This is a genomic window from Rothia sp. HSID18067, assembly GCF_003989445.1.
Classification (GTDB): domain Bacteria; phylum Actinomycetota; class Actinomycetes; order Actinomycetales; family Micrococcaceae; genus Rothia; species Rothia aeria.
Genome location: NZ_RBMF01000002.1, coordinates 425,998 through 444,271, shown reverse-complemented (window position 1 = coordinate 444,271; position 18,274 = coordinate 425,998). Strand labels below are relative to the sequence as shown.

Genomic DNA, 18,274 nt, shown 5'->3' with positions numbered 1-18,274 from the left:
GGAATGAGGCGCAGCCGCGTGCCGTAGATTAGCCCGCCGGCGGTTGTTGTGCGGCACCGGGGGACCCGTCCTTTGGCGCGGTGCTTTTAGCCTCCTGCGCTGGCGGCACCACCGGCAGCATACCTGTTGTCAGGCGCACCTGCGCCGTTTTCTGGGCCTTTAACGCTGCGATCTGCTCCTTCTGTGACGGCTGCTGATCAGCCGATGCGCCCTGCCGCCGGAACGCCCTCTTAACGGCCGCCGCCCACAGCGGGAACAGCAGCACCGTAAACGCCCCACCGGCCACCAGCAGGGAAGCGGTCGCATCCTCAAGCAGCCCACTACCGGTAGCAATAGTTGTTACCGCCACAATAATGGGCAGGCCCGCCGCCGAATACAGGGCCAGCTCAATCTTCTCACTGGTAGAACGCAGCTCCGAACCGGTATCCGTGAAACGCTCAGCCACAAACACCGGCAGCCCGCGGGCCAGCAAAATACCCATCACAACCAGCAGCAGCACCAGCGGGAAACGCGCCACCACCGACGGGTCAATCGTCATGCCGCTCACCACAAAAAAGAGCGGAATCAGAAACGAAAACCCCACCGTCTCAAGGCGGCGCGTCATCAAATGTAACGCCCCCACCGGCGTGAGCGAACGCAAAATAATGCCCGCCGCAAAGGCCCCGAGCACCGCATCCAGCCCAAAAAGCGCCGCGAACATGATGAGGGTGGCCAGCAGAAACATGGCCAGACGCAGGATCGTCTGGCTGGTTGTATTCGCCTCAGCCGCCATAATCTGCCGCAGCCCCGGCACCTTCTCAAACAGGCGGTGCGGAACAATGGCAGTCACCACCGCAACCGCCATAAACCCCAGCAGAATCAGAATCGCCAGCCCCGGCGAATGAGAAGATAACAGCAGCGACATCGCAAAAATCGGGAAAAGCTCGCCAACGGCACCGTGCACCAGCACCGCATTACCCACCCGGGTACCCGCCGCACCATGCGACTTAAGCATAGGCAGCAGCGTACCTAAAGCCGTGGAACTCAGCGCAATACCCACCGCAATATAGGTGTTAAAACCCTTAGTGAAACCGGTAATGAGCGCCGCCCCCAGCACCCCCAGCCCAAAACACACGCACCAGGTGGTGATAGCGCTGCGGCCCTGCCGGCCGCGCAACGATTTCACATCAATCTCAAACCCGGCAATGAGGAACAGCATCCCCAACCCCAGCTCTTTCAGCAACGGAATACCGCCGTCGCTGCCAGAAGCCAGACCCAGCACATTCGGGCCGATCAGCATCCCAAAAATAAGCAGAAACACAACATCCGGGATGCGTTTGCCAATCAGCCGCGATATAACCGGGGACACCAGCGCCACAAGAGAAACCCAGAAAATAGAAACATACTGGGCGGTACCCTCAACACTGGTGCTTTCGGCGGCGGCACCAGAAGCCACCAGCACCTGCGAAGCACCCGTGACGCCGTGCGCAGCAGCACCGGCGGCGAGCACACCGACCGAGCCAAGCAACCCAGTAACGCCGAACAGCACAGACATGAAACCTCACAAGAAATAGGGCAGGGGGCAATCAGCCAGCCTTAAGTGTGGCACAGCCCCGGCGAGCATGCATATTTACGGGTGCCCCACAGCAGCCTTGCGCATCCGCTTAGACGCGGATATGCCTCAGGATGCTGAGCTAATATATCCTGACTAGTATCTTTAACCTTTAACCCGACGCGCAGCACACACAGCGCACCAGACTGGGCTGAGGCTCAGCATCAACGTTCTAGTTCGACTACACAGGCACACAGGAGGCAATATGCCCGCAGAAACCACCGCCAAACGCGAGGCTGGTGTAGATTTAGCTCGCGCATTCGCCCTGCTGCTGCTGGTGATGCCCGTGAGCGTAGCACTGAACCTGGTGCCGGCGAACCGGCTGCACTGGCTGGGCAGCGTGCCGCCCGCTGCGAATACGCTACTCGCCGCACTCCTTGGCATTAGCGCATACCTATACGCCAGGAGGGTAACGTTTCCCCAATTTTTTGCCAGCACCGTGGTGCGCGCCATCGCATTCTTCGTGCTCGGGTGGCTGCTCGCCCAAGGACGCGCCTACCAGCCGGTGGCAGCCCACGCCGAATTCCCGATCCTATACGACCTGCTCATCCCGTTCGCCGTGCTGACCCTGCTCACCACACTGTTCGTATACTCGCCGCTGTGGGTGCAGGCTGCGCTGACGGCGCTCGCCAGCCCCGCCGTTCCCTTCACCTACGAGCAGCTGGTAAACCGGGGCTGGGCCGCCGACGACTGGCTGAGCCGCACCATCCCCGCCCTGTTTAACGAGTACACCGGCACCGTGCTGCACAGCGGATTGAAGATGCTCTGGCAGGTGGGGCTGGGCATACTGCTGTGGCGCGCCTACGAGAAGCTGGGCCCTAAAATTGGGGTGCCCGTCGGCCTGCTGGGGCTGGGCGCGGCAGTGCTGTTCTGGGTGAACCCGAAGGCGCAGTCGGGGGTGCTGGCGTGGCCTACAACGTTGAGCATTGTGGGAGTGGCCGGGGTGCTGTACGTGTGCGCCGAGGCGGCGCGGGTGCTTGCCGGGCGCGGCGCGATACTTGAGCCGTTCGCACGGGTGGGGCGCATGAGTCTGAGCGCATCCATTGTGATACTTCTGGCGGCAGTGCATGGAGGCACCTACCTGGTGCAGCTGGTTGCCGGTGCTGAATACCGTGCCCCGCTGGAAGGCACATGGTTGACATACCTGTACTGGGTGGGGTTCTTAGCCCTGGCCTGGGGTGTGGGTGCGCTTTTCACCTGGCTGTGGCAGAAGCTGCTGAGCAACAGCACGATCTCACGCGGACCGATTGAATGTGTACTTGCCCTCATGAGCGGGCGGGGGTAAGGCCTGGACTCGGTGGCTACAGCCCCGACGACCTCAGCCTCATTCGCACAGACTGACCACACGCGCCCTCGACCCATAAGAGACCGAACGCCTCGATTCATCTGGATGGACGCCCATACAGCGAGGCCACTACGAGCACACCGTTACCTTCCGCCCAGGGCGATGACGAGCGTTGTTGCTGCCAGCAGGAGGCTGGTCGGTGTCATCGTCCAGCGTTCGGCGGGGCTGCGCGAGATCGCGTTGAGCGCCACGCTCGCGGCGAAGAACGTGAACGCCACCCAGGTCAAGACGATCACCGCTGCACTGTCTCCGTCCGGGAGAACGCCCGCACGGCTGAGCAGCAGGGCCGCCAGCCCCGCGTACACCAGCACCGACACCGCACTGCCGACGCGGAGCCCGCGCGGCAGAACGCGGTGCTGGCCGCCCCACACGAAACGACCATAGGGAAGGCCCGACGCGGCGAGGATCTGCAGGACGGCAAGCGCCGTCAGCAGTGCGAGCGCGACGACAAGAGCGATGGCGGTCATGCGGTTTCCTCTCGTCGAGCCACCGAATCTGCGAACGCCCGTGCCAGGTCGTAACCACTTACAGAACGGGCTGACAGCAGCCCGAGAATCGCGTGCTTCAACTCCATGCCATATAGTCTACCAAACACATATATGACTATGCACCTATGGTTTTGGAATCTACGAGTACACTGGTGCTGCAGTCACCTGTCCAGGGACGGCCCACCATAGCGTGGGCCGAGGTCTTGAGTCAGGGTACGCACACTTGGTGGTGTTGCCGTCGGACTGTCCGCGATGGGTTTGTTCATGGTCGTCGAGCGGCGCTCGGACTTACCTATGGTTCCGGGACGCCTGCTGACTGACCGGCTCTATGTGGTGAGTATCCTGACCGGCTTTGCCGTCCAGGCTGGTCTGGTGGGGCAGATGCCCTGGCTGTTGCTGTATGCGCAGAATATCTACTTGTTGTCACCCCTGCAGGCCGGACTCTGCTTCCTCCCGTTCAGTCTCTGTGCCATCGCGGGGGCGTGGCTTGGGAGGCTTCCGGAGTCCCTCGCACGCTTTCAGGCGGACATTGGTTCAATGCATATGTCGATGAAGCCGGCAAGGTTTGCTGGGCAGACGAACAATTGGGAGTAGTTGCAGACTGGCTACCACAGTATCCACAAGATATCTGGAGTATCATAGCCACAGCCCGTCAGTCACAAGACTCAGCATGGAAAGGAATAGATATTGGATAAGAAAACCGAAAAAGAGATCCTCGAATCTTTCTTTAAATGGTATTCAGAAACAATAGATCCGTCAGCAGAATTTGATCCAAATGCATGGAAGGTCGCCCCTTACAAGAGCGCCTTCATTGTAGTCCCCAGCGGGGGAGGATACGGGAACTACATGCACGTCATAAAAGGAGAAAACTGCATCGGATTCTCGCCAGCTCTAGCCACCCTCGAGTCAATCTATCAGAAACTCCTCAACCTCGAAAATAAGGAGGATGGAGAATGACGACACCAGAGAAAGCAATGCGGCCCGGAACCGCAGCCAAGTACGGCACCTTGAATAACTTCAAGAAAGCAATTAAGGATTATCCAAAAATCAATTGGGGAGGCTTCCTTTTCTGGGCCATCGGAAACAAGGATCTGACCTCCCGCGTCGAGATTGTCAACTGGATGCTCGATCATGGCGCCGACGCGGCTCAGACTACTTATCACGGCAACCTCAATGCGCTGCATATACTGTTCAGTGGGTCTAAGCATGACTACAGCATGGAGGCAAAGATGCTGCTACGACTTCTCGAAGGCGGAGCAGATATCAACCTCAAGGCGCAAAAGTGGGGGGTACCCCTCTTGATACTCATCAACAACCTGAATATCAAAGATAATGACCTCGGACCATTCTATGATGTAATTTTCTCTTGGCCGGGAATCGACTGGGAAGCCGGAGCAGGAAAAGCGTTCGGCAAACCCGTCACACTGAGGCAGGTCGTCGATCTCGCCGGAAATAGACTACCCGAGATGTGTCGACGAATGCATGAATACCTCGACAACGGCCCGTCTCAACGACCTAATTTGCTGTAACTTTCAATATTTCAGCGGTTCAAGGCCTGCGCAACGCAAAAGGCTTATTCGCGAGATATAGGTGAAGATATGTCCCGCGACAAATGGATCTGTCCAGATGCCGTAGAACCCATCCCAACACCCTTAGCGTCAAGGCCACGGAAGCCCGGCACCATTGACGCCACATATTGTGAACGCTTCACCACACCGATAACCTAAAAGAAAGACAAGCGATCGAAGCACCATCCCGAACACACCTTGAGGGACACGAGAAGTTGATGAACGCATTTACACGTGACGGTTTCGTGGCATGGATGGAACGGCTTGCCCATTTGCCGTGGCCGATGACCCTCGATGCTTTCACCGATCTTGCCCCGGAACTGGGATGGCATTTCACTGGGTATCAGTACAGCTTCACGGCAGACTTCGCAGCCGGAACACGAAAAGTGGTGGTCATCGACAACGAGGCAGGCGATGTCCACACGATCTCATTTGTTCTGGCCAAACCCTCTCTGGAAGGGGTGGAATTGCTCACCGAGCTGAACGATTTTTTTAGCAGCTATGTTGCAGCCGCCTCGGAAACTTGGGGACCGCCCATACGGACAGTACAGGGAAGAAACCCCGTAGCAGCGTGGACTCTCCCGCAAGCCTGCATCACAGAGATCACCAGAAGCGAAGAAAAAATCCATGCGAAATTTCTCACACCTCAAGGAGCAAGGTTCTACTAGACAACCAGCCCCTTCATCGCCTGCAAGCAGTATTTAGTGAGGTCTCATGATATGGCAAGAGTTTGAAGTACATCTTTTCTCCACAATAATAAATTTCACCGCTCGGACGATCTTGATCATTGGCGCATCAAACGAACAAGGGAAAACCGGAGTTCCCTTCGCGCAGTTCGCCGGAATCAACGCCCTGTATGGAGGGAATACGGATCTTGTGGCCGCGATTTGTGGCGAGAACGTCCCAGAGGACATGGCAACCTTCACACCCCAACAACGCGATGATCTTCAGCAGCTCGGCTTCACTCCGTCCGACGATGGGATGACATGGCAGCGAAGGCTTCCTTGGCCAGCAATGAGTCATGTCATTTGGGACACGGTTCGGGCAAGCACCCTGCGTCTACGAGACATTGGCGGCATCGAATCACCCGATCAGCTGACTTACAAGGCATGGCGCTACCCCAGCAACAGCACCAAAAATGAAAACGATATCGGTGACAAGAAACTCCGCATTCCCGAACTTGGAATCAGGCGAGAGCAGCAATAATTGCAACATCGCACACTACGGTTAAGCCTTACTCTCCTCCCCGATCCTCTGACGAGGACGGAGCCCACAGTGCGACCAGATTGTCTTGAACGGCTCACTACGGCACTCACCAATGCGGGCGTCGTCTGTATGCTTCCCATCCTCGCACAGGAGATCAACAGCCTCCTGACAGAAGATGGAGGAAACCTGCTCGACCGCCCGCCGCGCCCATCCGTATATGCTCTGAACCATTGCAAGTACGAGATCACCATGAGAATGAAACCGGACCCAGGTAGGCCCGAAATTAATTAAAGGAATCAAAACACTGATAAATGAACTAACAACAAGGGAATATGTGGCATGGATGGAACGACTGTCGCAGCTGTCATGGCCCATGACGCTTGACTCCTTTACCACGATGGCTCCAGAGCTGGGATGGCATTTCACTGGCTATCAGTACAGCTTCACGGCAGACTTCGCCGCCGGAACACGGGACGTGGTGGTCACCGACAACAGGGAAGGAGACGTCCGATCAATCTCCTTCATTCTAGCCAAGCCCGCCCTGGAAGGCATTGACCTGCGGGCCGCCCTGAACGATTCCTTCATTCACTACGTCACCTCTGCTTCACAGGTTTGGGGGAATCCAATCCGGGCCATCCCGGAGAAGAACCCCATGATAGCTTGGTCTCTCCCTCTGGGCGGGACAGCAGAAGTCACCAGGAACGCCAATAAAGTTTACGCAACATTCATCACACCACAGGGAACACCCCCTGCTAGCATTTACCCGACACGCCACAACCATTGAGAGCTTCCATGACCTGGTCAGATTTTGAAACACGCCTCTTCGAAATGATAACCGACCTCCCCTCAAGGACGGTCTTGATCATCGGCGCACGGGATGATCAAGGAAAAACAGGGCTCCCGTTCGTGCAGTTCGCTGGCCTTGATGCTCTGTATGGAGGAAATGCCGACATCATAGCTGAGATCTGTGGGGAAAACATTCCCAAAGACATGGCAACCTTCACAGCCCAGCAGCGCAATGATTTGGAACGTCTCGGTTTCACTCCAGCCGAAGATGGGTCAACAACGTGGCGACAGAATCTCCCTTGGCCCACCCCGAGCCGCATTATCATGAACACCGTTCGAGCAAGCACGCTACGCCTTCGAGATATCGGCGGCATCGAATCACCCGATCAGCTGACTTACAAGGCATGGCGCTACCCCGACAGAACACCAGAATTGGAGCACGACTCTGGGGACATGAATCTTCATATCCCCGAACTCGGTATTCCGCGAGAGTAAAGGATCAGGACGACTCCCAAGAAACCTGTTTTCCCAAGACTTCAACAGCAAACACCAAAGCTGTAAATGCATGACAACTTTGAGAGGGCATGACGGCGATGACGGATTATCTTAGCGGGTTGATCATATTCTTGTGTGAGGCTGAGATTCACGTTCACGGCAACAAAGGGCTTGTGAGTTTTCCCCGCACGCGAAACATCAACAACGCCTGCTTCTGGGCAACCAATGACACATGGAATGTGGGCTACTCACGCTGGCCCATGGATCCAACAGCAGTTCTCACCACTGCTGATCGTGATGTCTCACTGTGCTGGCTGATCTGCTGCACTGGCAACCTGTATCGCAAGAAGCAGAATGATTCTACCTCCTCCCTCTCCGAACCATTTCCGGATTCGCGAACGGCTGGAAAGTTCCCGAACCCCGCGACGGATAGGCACGTAACGGACTACTGCCGGATAGTGCGGGCGTATTCCTCCATCACGACGCCGGATTCAAAGCTTCGACAACTCACCAGATCAAAGTTCTGCACGACGGCACCAGCATTGCCGAACAGCCGGACACCATCACCAAGGACGACAGGATTGCGTTTGAGAATGAGGCGGTCAATCTCGGGCAGCAGCTCTCCTGCAAGATTTCCACCACCGCAGAGATAGATCGCAAGCCCCTCCTGCTGCTTCAGCTCACGCACAGTCGCGAGCGCGTCAGCGGTGAATGTCACGCCAGCTGGCGGGGTTGTCTCCGAGCGTGTTGCGACGAACTCGCTCAGGTGCGCATAGGGTCGTTCAATACCGGCCGCCCGCGCAATGTCATAACTTGCCCGTCCTTGAATGACCGTGTCGAAGCGATTACCCGGCGGATGCATATCGAGCGCCGCGAGTACATGGGCGGGGAGCGCATCGGCGAAGTCACTCAAGTAGACAGCCATATGGTCCCCTTCAACGGGGAAGGCATCGTAACTACCGTCCGGTGCGGCGATGTAGCCGTCGATAGACACGGCGACGTAGTAAACCAGTTCACGCATCATATCTCCAATCACTACTTTTGTCGTGGTTAACATGACTTTACCACGATATCAGTAGTACATGCGATAGCATGATCACATGGTCCGTAATGCTGAACGACGCACACTGCTCGCCGACGCCGCTGTACGGGTACTCGCTCAACAAGGCTCACGCGGTCTGACGCATCGGGCGATCGACGCCGAGGCGAAAGCACCCAGAGGTACAGCCTCGAACTACTTTGCCTCGCGCGATGAAATCATCGATGCGATCCTGCTTCGCATCAGTGAACGTCTGCAGCCGGACCCCGACATCCACGCTGACCTTGCCCAGCGACCTCCCAGTGTTGAGCTATTCACCGAGTACTTGCGCGACATTGTCCACCGGCTGACAGATAACCGTGATGCTGCGATAGCGCTTTTCGAGCTGCGGCTCGAAGCCACCCGCCGCCCGCGCGTCGCGGAGGCGCTCACCACCTGGCGGCGAGCAGGACTTCAAGCCGATATCGAGTTCAACGAGAAGATGGGCCTACCCGGTCGGCCTGCGGACATCACGCTTTTCCACTACGCCCTCGACGGACTGCTTCTTGACCATCTCACCGTTCCTGTGGATGAAACTGTCAACCCTGACGAGGTGGTGAGCGTGCTCGCCCACCGACTTCTCGGCAACTAAGGCAACCCAGCACTTTAAAGTCGCCAACACACTGGGGTCTCCCCAAGCCCTCCAGTTCAACTCTGCTCTGCCGCAAGTAGACGCAGTCTACCAACGATAGATCAAACTGCTGCATTTGGTGTCGCCGCTCAGGGCATGCTTGTCACGCAGATACTCCAGCGTCGGAACGAGGTTCTCAATGGGGCCACTGCGTGCTGCGCATAGGCGCTCGCCCTCATGAGCGGGCGGGGTTAGCCTGGCGGCGTGACGAATACGCTGGCACACACGGTGTCTCTCCGATAATCTGGTGCCTACCAGCCACCAACAGAGAGAAACCTACCCGTGAAGTACTTTGCATACATAGTAGTGGGAAGGACTGGATATGACGGATTCGATGTCCCCCAAACTCCACAGTCTTTCGCCGATGATACCGAGCAGCGCCTTACTGAGCCCGACTTTTTGGAGGGTTATAAACGTTATGCCCTCGTGGTGTGGGCGCTGCCTGAGGGCGTGGATCATGTGGATGATGTTCCACATGATTCTGTTGCGCTCTCCAACTATATGCAGTGCGGCGGTTCCACACAGGCGATGACGGTTGAGGTGCGTGTAACCCAGGAAGACGGGTCTTATGAGCATTATGTGGTTGCGCGCAAACCCGTGGCAGACCCGGATGCGTGGACCACTATCATGTATAACAATACGCCCTTACAGGTGCACCCCGAGGAGGTTTTCACCGGCGAGCAGGCGGCACCTGTTTTCCGCGCCTATATTGAGGACGGCGTAATTCCGCCGCGCGAGTTGCTGCGTACACTGGACATTTAGACTTTCGACTCGGCCCAGTGGAGGACCCGGGCAGAAGGCACATACAGCAAACCCCCTGAAGATTACTCTCAGGGGGTTTAGGGTTGGTCGGGATGACAGGATTTGAACCTGCGACCTCGTCGTCCCGAACGACGCGCGCTACCAAGCTGCGCCACATCCCGGGGTTACTTCTCGGTACAGCACCGTAAGCAACTCAATAAGGATAGCCCATACCCTCGTCAAGCGCAAACAAAACAGTAACCCCAGGACGTGAGACAGCGTGAGGCTACTTCACGCCGCGAAACCGGTACACAAACGCCGCCATCGCATCGCGGTGAATCGGCTCCACCGGGCGGAACGTCCCATCACCCCAGCCGCGCGTAATACCCTTCGACGCCAGCCACGTAATCTCCCGATAGAACGGGTCGGAGGGGCGGACATCCCTAAACGGTGACTGCTGCGGGGCGTTAAACCGTGGCGAGTTGGCGTAACGGTAGAAGAACGCCGCCATTGCCTCACGGCTCACCGGCTCGTGCGGGCGGAACGTCCCATCGCCCCAGCCGCGCGTAATACCCTTCGACGCCAGCCACGTAATCTCCCGATAGAACGGGTGTGACGGGTCCACATCCTTAAACGGAGACACCACCGGAGGCGTGAAATCGGGTGCCCCCGCCATACGGTAGAAGTAGGCGGCTATCGCCCCACGCTCAATATTCTCCCCCGGGCGGTAGGTGCCATCCGGCCAGCCCCTGGTAATGCGTTCACCAGCCAGCCACTCAATCTCGGTGTAGAACGGGTGGGCTGGGCCCACATCCCTAAACCGGTGAGAAGCCGGTGGGGCGGGGGCGGGGTTTGACGGCCCAGCCGAGCCGATCCTCGCCTCAAGAACCTGCGCCCGCTGAACCCGGGCGGAGGCCACCTGCGAGGTGTTCTGCGCCGCAGAAGCTGAGGGGTTATGCAGATGCAGCAGCAGCATCTTCGCGGAGGCGCCGCTGCGCAGGTGAGCCGTCACGGGTGCATCCGGTGAGTCCACGAACAGGGACGGGCCGGTGCCCTGCCCGCCGTCAAACCACAGGTTAGGGGTGTACGGGTTAAAACTCACCCAGTCGGTCTCGGAGACCGTCTGCCCCAGCAGCGGCAGGCTCGTGAGCACCCGGTACTGAAGAGGCTCAGAACCCTGCCGTGTCAGCCCCAGCGAAGAAGCGGCAACCGGTATGACCGCAACATTCGTATCGAACGTATTGGTGTCAATATCGCCCCACACACCATTGACCGGCAGCGCATCGACCTCATGGCTGGCACCCGCGCGGTGGGAGGAGAGCACCGCCACCGGGTAGTCCAGGCCTATCTGCCGTTTCACCTGAACCGAGTAATCCGCGTAGCCGTCTCTGTCTGTGTCAATCTCAACCTCAATGCCGTAGGCCGGGGTGAGCGCATCCCAGTTGCCTCTTGTGGCCACGCCGAAAGAAATGATGCCCCGGCCTTGGGAACTGCCCGAGGCACCCAACGCCGGAAGGTTAGAGGAAGCGCCCACGTACTGTACCGCCATTGCCCGCGCAGATGAGCTGCTGGGGGCCGGGCCAGACTCCTCATACCCCAGTTCGAAGGCGCCCAGCTGCGAAACGTACCCGTTATGCCGTACCGGTGTGCCCTCCGGCTTAACCCGGGCCGTCTGGGAGGTGCCAAACGTTAAGGAAGCTGAAGGGACCATGAGTTCCGACACCGGTTTTGGTGCGGCGTGCAGCGGCACCACCACGGTGGAGGAGCTGTCGGTGAGCGTCACATTGCCGCTGACTGAGCTAAGGTACTGGCGGTACCGGCCGCCCTGGTCCCGGGCCGTGCCCGCATCAAGAGTCTTCGCCAGCTTCTCGGGGTCAACCGTCACCGACACCCTAAATGTGGCCTTGGCGCCAGCGGCAACGCTCACGCTTTCGGGAGTGTTGACCTGCACCCCGGCCGTGGTGGTGCGCGCATCAAAACCAACCCGGAACGTGCGCTGCTGCCCGCCTGCGTTCTCCACGGTCACCTCTTTCGTGACTGTTTTCGCCCCGGTTCCGGGGGTCACCTCAATCACCCCAAAAGATAGAAAGACCTGCTGGGGGTTCTGGGTGTTGTATGCGGTGGTTCGCTCATTGACGGCCGCCTGCGCATCCACCCGGCCAGCACCCACACGGTCCACACCCAGCCGTTCGCCCGAGATGGTGCGCACCTCCTGCGAGGCGGTGTTCATGATGCGCGCCTTCACCTGCTGCTGAGACAGAAACGGCTCTTTGCTCAGGATCTGCGCCGCAATACCGGCCACATGCGGGGTTGCCATGGAAGTACCACTCAGACGGAACGGCTGGTTGCCGCTACCCGCACCTGCTGAATAAATATTCGTTCCGGGGGCGGCGACATCGGGTTTCACGAACCCGTCAGAACCGTGCACCCCGCGGGCGGATGAGGCAGCCAGCGTATCCGGGCCCTTCGCGGTAAGAGCCGTATTACGCCAGGCCGCCTCCAGCTCAACCTCCAGGGTTCCCGCTTTCACCGCCGGGTATAGCGTCTGGGCTGTTGCACGGCTTATCAGCACCCCCGGTATGGTGGTGCTTCCCGCGATGGGGCGGTCATCATTCTCCGGGGCCACCATGAGCACGCCTTTACCGTTAGCGGCGGCAACATTCGCGAACCGGCGGGCGGAATCGCACGACGCATCGGAGCCGGAAGCCTCCCAGTGAAGCATCACCCAGCGGCCGCCGAAATTCGTGCCCGTGAACGGTGCGCAGCCGGTCTTATTCGACTCGGGGGCCGCCGTGACGGTGCCGCTCACGCGCGCATTATTGGAGGCAAATGTATACAACGTGGAGTAGCTGCCCGCATAGGCCCCGGCAACAGCGGAGGGCCCCTTCACCTCAAACCTGTCAGAGCGGGTGAGGGCACTCTCCGAATTCGCCACAGTTAACGCCGAGGGGTTGTTCGCGGGCGCACCCATAATCGAGTACACGTCCCCCTGGCTCAGATTCGCCTGCGCGTTACCGGCGGCAACCACCGCCAGCACCCCCTTATCAATCAGGCGCTGCAGCATCGTGTTTTCGGGGTCATCCACCGTTGAGTAGTCGCTGCCGAGGGAAAGGTTCACAATGTTCGCACCATCCGAGAAGTCCCCGTCATTATTGGGGTCCAGGGCCCTATCTAGCGCCTGGCCGGTCATGGAGGAGCTGCCGCTGCACCCAAAGATACGCAGCGGCATCAGGCGCGCCTCGGGTGCGGAACCCGGCCCGATGTGCAGTCGCTGCACATCCGCAGATGAAAGCTTGGAATATTCGCCCCGGAACGTCTTGCCGTCCGCACCCACCCCGTATCCTGCGGCGGTGCCCGCCACATGTGTGCCGTGCCCAGACTCGCTGCAATCCATGGGGTTACTATCGGGTGCGGGGGCGTTATACCCGTTGTAGGCATCGCCGACCAGGTCGTAGCCGCCCACCACTTTCTGCGGGTCGTAGGAGCCTGCGGGCATCGTGGGGGAGGACTTTGCTTTATCGTAGGCTGCCTTGGTGCCTGGGCCGCCAAAATCGGCGTGCGTATAGTCCAGGCCGCTGTCAATCACCGCGATCGTCACGCCCCGTCCGGTCGCCCCCGTGCTGCGCCACGCCTCAAGCGCACCTGTGCCCACCACGGAGATTGCGTTCATACGTTCCTTTGGCACGATACGGGAGATACGCACCACCTCCGGGTGCCCTGCGAGGCCCCTGATCGCCTGCGCATCACCGGTGAGTGCCACACCCCGCTGCAGGTTGTGCGTAGTGTACAGCACCTGTGAATTAGAGGAAGCGGCTAATGACTGTGCGTTTGTCACCACCTGCGACTGCACGTGGTGTGCTGCGGCGACACTCTGCGCGGTGGGGGATACCTGGCTCATCGGGCTCACCCGGCGCCCACCCCCATCAAGAGCTAAACCGTAGGCGCCCTGGCCAGCCAGCTCCACATAAGCGGTGACGGTTCCGGTGGCCTCTTTCATGGAGGCGGTGACCACCTCACCCTGCCTAGCCCCCTCCACAGTGTCCTGAGTGGCGGGGCCCGCAGAGGCGGGGGCTGGCTGTGCCGGGGCCGCTAGGGTGGCCGGTGTGCCCAGCAGGGCGGTGCATACGCTGAGCGCGGCCACGCCCAACATGCGCGCACGGTGCGCGCCGTGTGGTTTGAACATCATGGTCCTTGTGAATAGGTATGAACTGGGTGAATGATTGGGGGCCAGTATGTTGTTGCGAAAATTCTACGGTGAATACCCCCGATAGAGAAGATTACTCCGCCCGCCTCCAAAATGCATCCGCGCGCCCGGTACCACCCGATAATGCATAAATATGTGATGCGCGGTGGGGGAGCGAAGGCCAATACGCCGCACACGCTCTTCGGTACGCCCCAGTTGGGAGACTATTGCTCGTTATTGAGTTCGTCCCATGAGGCGCGCATCGTCGCAAACCGCCCGCCGGCGGCCGTTAGCGCCTGCGGGGAGCCGTCCTCAACCACCTCGCCAGCATCAATCACCAGCACCCTGTCGGTGGCTAGCACCGTCGATAACCGGTGGGCAATAATAAACGCGGTACGCCCCGACAGCAACGTATTCAGCGCCCGCTGCACCGCCCGCTCACTCGGAATGTCCAAGGAGGCGGTGGCCTCATCAAGAATCACCACATTCGGGTTCGCCAAAAACACGCGCGCAAACGACACCAGCTGCCGTTGACCCGCTGACAGGTTCGTCCCGGCGCGGCCCAGCATGGTCTGGTACCCCTGCGGAAGGGCACTAATAAACTCGTGCGCGCCCACCGCTTGCGCCGCCGCAACAACCTGCTCGTCGGTGGCGTTCGGGTTACCCAAACGAATGTTCCCGGCGATCGTGTCAGAAAACAGGAACACCTCCTGAGTGAGCATCACCACTTCCTGCCGTAGCTGAGCGTCTGAGAGCCTGCGAATATCAACGCCATCAAGCAGTACCCGCCCGTCACTCACATCATAGAACCGCGACAGAAGCTTAGCGATCGTAGACTTGCCCGCGCCTGTAGCACCCACCAGCGCCACCCGCTGCCCCGCCGGTACGCTCAACGATGTGCGCTGCAGCGCCGGAGTGCCCTCCACATAGGCAAACTGGGCGTTTTGAAACTCGACCGCCCCGCGCGCGGCACCCTCAAGAACCTGCCGCTGCACGGGGTGCTCAGCCTCACGCACCTGCGGACGCTCCGCCAAAAAACCGGAAATCTTCTCTAGCGCCGAGAACGCCGACTGGAACAGGTTATAGAACTCGGAGAGCGTCATAATCGGCTCAAACACCCGGTTCGCATAAATAATGAGCGCCAGCAGGGTGCCCACCTGCATAGTGCCGCCCAGCACCGCATACCCGCCAATCACCAGCGACGCCGCCACAAACACGTTCCCGAAAAGCATGAGAGTGGGGGAGTAGATGCCGAACATCTTAATAGAGTCCATCACGCTCACCCGGTACCGTTCGGCCACAGCGGCGTACTCTGCACGCGCCGCCGCTTCCGCGCCGAACCCCTTGACCGCGCGAATACCGGTGAACGTCTCAACGAAGTGGGTGGTCAGCTGCGCAGACTCATTCCGTAAAGACCGGAAAATACGCGAAATACCGCGCTGAAACCAGCGGGTCAGCAGGTAAATCGGTACGCCCGTAAGCAGCAGAAGAACCCCAATACGCCAGTCCAGCACAAAAATGGCCACCACCGAGAACAGCATGTTCAGCAGGGTAGTCACCAGCTGGCTTAAACCGCTGCCCAAGAACGTGGCGATCGTCTCAACGTCGTTCGTCAGACGCGATATGACCCTGCCCGAAGTGTACGACTCGTGAAAAGAGACGCTCAGCGCCTGCGAATGTTTAAACACCCGGGTGCGTAAATGCAGCAGCACCCCTAAGGAGACGCGCACCGTATACGCCACATTCGCCCATGTGGCGCCCGCATTCACCAGCACACTCACCGCAAACACCGCTAAAAGTGTCAGCAGCGGGCCGGTGTCGCCGTGCGTGATTGGGGCAATCGCCGTGTCGAGCACCCGCGCTATGAGCACCGGCTGGGCTGCTGCCGCAACAGCCGCCACCAGCACCGAGACAACCGAAGCCGCCAGCGCCCCCATGTACGGCCGGAGCATCTGCCGCAGCAGCGCGAAGGAGCGTTTCCGCGCCTGCTTCTGCTCCTTAGGGGTCAGCTCCGTACGCTCGTGCGGGGCTTTAGCCCCGGTTAGCTTCATTGGGCGCCTCCGCCCTCCCCGGTGGGGGAGCCCTCACGATTCTGCGCGCTCTCAGCGGCGGCGGATACCTCACCCTCAGCAATCCCAAAGAGCATGTCCGCAATATGCGCCAAAGACGCGGGGGCCTCCGGTTCGGCGCTCATTAACGCACGGTATGCAGGGAGTTTCATCAGCTCGGTGTGCGTCCCGTCGGCAACGATTTTCCCGCCCTCAAGCAGCAGAACCCGGTCTGCTAAGGCCACCGTGGAGGGCCGGTGAGCCGTCAGCAGGGTGGTTGCCCCACCCAAGTTCCCCTCACCGCCGCGCAGGTTCGTGATGATGCGCTCCTCCGTACCCACATCCAGCGCCGAGAACGGGTCATCCAGCAGAAGCACCGCCGGACGTGCCGCCAGCGCACGCGCCAACGAAAGGCGCTGCCGCTGACCACCCGAAAGGCTCAGCCCCTCCTCGCCAATGACGGTATCCACGCCCTCAGGCAAATCCGCCACGAAATCGCAGGCGGCAAGTTCAAGAGCGCCCGTTAGGGTCTGCTCCAGCTCCTCTTCGCTGTATTCACCGCGCACACCCATCAGCACGTTCTGGCGCACCGTACCCGAGAACAGCACCGCCTCCTCAAACACGAAAGCGGTCTGTGCGCGCAGCACCGGCAGGGGCATGTCGGCAATATCTTCACGCCCCAAGAGGATGCGCCCGCTGGTGGGGGAGTAGAAACGCGGAACCAGTGTCAGCGCCGTGGACTTGCCGCTGCCGGTGGCACCCACCAGCGCAACCACCTCGCCCGCGAACGCCTTAAAACTCAGCCCCTCAAGCACCCCGCCCGGTGCGGGCGCATCGGTGGCGTGTTCTTCGGCGCTGTGTTCTTGGGGGCTGGGCTCTGGTGCGGGGTTGTAGGTAAAGTGCACGTTATCGAACGTCACCGATAAAACACCGCCGGAAGGGATAGGGGCCTGCTCGGCTGCCTCGTCGGTGAGTACCACTTCTTCATGCCCGTTTTCGCTCATTACTTCAACATGCCTTTCCATAGCTACCCGGTAGTTTAAATACGAAGAAATCAGTGTGGTTGAACGCAGAACGTGCCCCAGCACCACGGTCAGCACCGCAAAATAGGCGGTGAGCGACCCTAACGAAACCGCCCCCGAGGCCACCTGTGGAACCCCCACCCACAGGGCGATGAGGGTGCTCACCCCAACAATAACCCGCTGATAAAACGCCACCAGCGCCACCAGCATAGACCGCCGGTAATCCAGGAAGTTCAGCTCCTCAACGGCTGCAGTGTACTTCTGAATTTCTTCCTGGGAACGCCCTAAAGCTTTAATGACGCGGATGCCGCGCACCGACTCCTCAATACGGGTTGATACATCCCCGGTGAGCTGCTGAAGCTCCTTAGTGTACGCATTGTATTTACGCACATAGCTCACCAGGGACACCAAAAGTACGGGTACGGTCACCACGAACACCGCCGCCAGCTGCCACGAGGCGCCGAACATGAATGAGCTGCCCACCAGGAACATGACCGCCACCGAGATCAGCTGCACCAGCGCGAAGGAGAGCCACCGGCGGATCGTCCCCAGGTCAGACATTGACCGGGTGAGCAGCTGCCCGGATGACCAACGGTCAATCATTGACAGGGGCGCGCGCAGCAACTTGTCGAAGAAGTTCATGCGCATCCGCATTTCCATCGTGGAGGTCGGATCCACAATCAGCCACCTGCGCCAGTAAGCCAAGGATGCCTGCCCCACGCCGATGAGCAGCACCAACGACCCGCCAATCCAAATGCCTGTCTCGGTGGCGTTGCGGGTCAGCTCATCAACAATGAACTGAAGCATCTGCGGAACCGATATTTCAAGTACAGCAGCGCCGATCGCAACCACCAGACCCACCGCCCACCGGCCGCGTATGGGCTTCGTGTACGGTGCGAACTTTAGGGGTGCCCGCTCACCGGCCGCGTAGTCTACGGGCGCCGGGATGGGTTCGGGAGCGGTCTCAAGGAACGGGTTGCGCCGCCGGGAGGTGCTGGTGGCATGTGTGCGAGTCGTTGCCGGTTCCTCCTGATCGGTTGCGGGGTTGTTAACCCCTGCTGTTTATGGGCGGATGCGCCGTATCGGGCGCTA

The 18,274-nt window shown here is 59.6% G+C and carries 16 protein-coding genes and 1 tRNA gene; 10 read left to right on the top strand and 7 right to left on the bottom strand.

The features are described 5' to 3' along the window. Positions 1–28: 28 nt before the first annotated feature. Positions 29–1,534 carry a cation:proton antiporter gene (locus D8M23_RS06965; protein ID WP_126854203.1) on the bottom strand — a complete coding sequence of 502 codons (1,506 nt, stop codon included), beginning with the start codon at positions 1,532–1,534 and terminating at the stop codon, positions 29–31. Positions 1,535–1,796: 262 nt separating this feature from the next. Here D8M23_RS06965 and D8M23_RS06960 point away from each other — a divergent pair, with 262 nt between their 5' ends. After that, positions 1,797–2,876, top strand: a complete 1,080-nt coding sequence (locus D8M23_RS06960; RefSeq protein WP_126854202.1) for a hypothetical protein — start codon at positions 1,797–1,799, stop codon at positions 2,874–2,876. A 143-nt stretch (positions 2,877–3,019) separates the two neighbouring features. Here D8M23_RS06960 and D8M23_RS06955 read toward each other — a convergent pair whose 3' ends face one another. Continuing rightward, a complete protein-coding gene (locus D8M23_RS06955) occupies positions 3,020–3,403 on the bottom strand; it encodes a hypothetical protein (protein ID WP_126854201.1) in 384 nt (127 codons plus the stop codon). A gap of 273 nt (positions 3,404–3,676) precedes the next feature. On the opposite strand from D8M23_RS06955, the gene D8M23_RS06945 reads away from it, so the two are divergent. The 7 genes from D8M23_RS06945 to D8M23_RS06915 all read left to right on the top strand — a co-directional run bounded on the left by D8M23_RS06945 (position 3,677) and on the right by D8M23_RS06915 (position 7,479). Next, positions 3,677–4,018, top strand: a complete 342-nt coding sequence (locus D8M23_RS06945; RefSeq protein ID WP_193976820.1) for a hypothetical protein — start codon at positions 3,677–3,679, stop codon at positions 4,016–4,018. A 93-nt stretch (positions 4,019–4,111) separates the two neighbouring features. Beyond that, positions 4,112–4,381 carry a hypothetical protein gene (locus D8M23_RS06940; protein WP_126854200.1) on the top strand — a complete coding sequence of 90 codons (270 nt, stop codon included), beginning with the start codon at positions 4,112–4,114 and terminating at the stop codon, positions 4,379–4,381. Beyond that, complete coding sequence (locus tag D8M23_RS06935) at positions 4,378–4,953, top strand: ankyrin repeat domain-containing protein (RefSeq protein WP_126854199.1); 576 nt, start codon at positions 4,378–4,380, stop codon at positions 4,951–4,953. Before D8M23_RS06940 ends, D8M23_RS06935 begins: the two co-directional genes overlap by 4 nt. A gap of 257 nt (positions 4,954–5,210) precedes the next feature. Then, complete coding sequence (locus D8M23_RS06930) at positions 5,211–5,660, top strand: DUF6301 family protein (protein ID WP_238693827.1); 450 nt, start codon at positions 5,211–5,213, stop codon at positions 5,658–5,660. Positions 5,661–5,706: 46 nt separating this feature from the next. Beyond that, the gene (locus tag D8M23_RS06925; RefSeq protein ID WP_037235877.1) at positions 5,707–6,198 is read left to right on the top strand and encodes a TY-Chap domain-containing protein; all 492 of its coding nucleotides are present in this window, start codon (positions 5,707–5,709) and stop codon (positions 6,196–6,198) included. Positions 6,199–6,541: 343 nt separating this feature from the next. Next, positions 6,542–6,982: a DUF6301 family protein gene (locus D8M23_RS06920; RefSeq protein WP_126854197.1), complete on the top strand. Its 441-nt coding sequence runs from the start codon at positions 6,542–6,544 to the stop codon at positions 6,980–6,982. Between the two features lie 8 nt (positions 6,983–6,990). Beyond that, positions 6,991–7,479 carry a TY-Chap domain-containing protein gene (locus D8M23_RS06915; RefSeq protein ID WP_126854196.1) on the top strand — a complete coding sequence of 163 codons (489 nt, stop codon included), beginning with the start codon at positions 6,991–6,993 and terminating at the stop codon, positions 7,477–7,479. A 445-nt stretch (positions 7,480–7,924) separates the two neighbouring features. Here D8M23_RS06915 and D8M23_RS06910 read toward each other — a convergent pair whose 3' ends face one another. Then, the gene (locus D8M23_RS06910) at positions 7,925–8,503 is read right to left on the bottom strand and encodes a dihydrofolate reductase family protein (protein WP_238693799.1); all 579 of its coding nucleotides are present in this window, start codon (positions 8,501–8,503) and stop codon (positions 7,925–7,927) included. Between the two features lie 76 nt (positions 8,504–8,579). Between D8M23_RS06910 and D8M23_RS06905 the strand changes: the two genes are divergently transcribed. Both D8M23_RS06905 and D8M23_RS06900 read left to right on the top strand, forming a co-directional pair. Further along, on the top strand, positions 8,580–9,149 hold the full coding sequence (locus tag D8M23_RS06905; protein WP_037235861.1) for a TetR/AcrR family transcriptional regulator: 570 nt from the start codon (positions 8,580–8,582) through the stop codon (positions 9,147–9,149). 321 nt (positions 9,150–9,470) lie between these two features. Continuing rightward, on the top strand, positions 9,471–9,950 hold the full coding sequence (locus D8M23_RS06900; RefSeq protein WP_126854195.1) for an NTP pyrophosphohydrolase: 480 nt from the start codon (positions 9,471–9,473) through the stop codon (positions 9,948–9,950). An 84-nt stretch (positions 9,951–10,034) separates the two neighbouring features. On the opposite strand, the gene D8M23_RS06895 is transcribed toward D8M23_RS06900, so the two are convergent. The 4 genes from D8M23_RS06895 to D8M23_RS06880 all read right to left on the bottom strand — a co-directional run bounded on the left by D8M23_RS06895 (position 10,035) and on the right by D8M23_RS06880 (position 18,043). Continuing rightward, positions 10,035–10,111, bottom strand: a tRNA-Pro gene (locus D8M23_RS06895). Between the two features lie 104 nt (positions 10,112–10,215). Continuing rightward, complete coding sequence (locus tag D8M23_RS12280; RefSeq protein WP_126854194.1) at positions 10,216–14,115, bottom strand: S8 family serine peptidase; 3,900 nt, start codon at positions 14,113–14,115, stop codon at positions 10,216–10,218. A 221-nt stretch (positions 14,116–14,336) separates the two neighbouring features. After that, positions 14,337–16,163 (bottom strand): ABC transporter ATP-binding protein, encoded by a 1,827-nt coding sequence (locus tag D8M23_RS06885; RefSeq protein WP_126854193.1) that lies wholly within the window; start codon positions 16,161–16,163, stop codon positions 14,337–14,339. Beyond that, complete coding sequence (locus D8M23_RS06880) at positions 16,160–18,043, bottom strand: ABC transporter ATP-binding protein (protein ID WP_126854192.1); 1,884 nt, start codon at positions 18,041–18,043, stop codon at positions 16,160–16,162. Before D8M23_RS06880 ends, D8M23_RS06885 begins: the two co-directional genes overlap by 4 nt. Between the last annotated feature and the right edge of the window lie 231 nt (positions 18,044–18,274).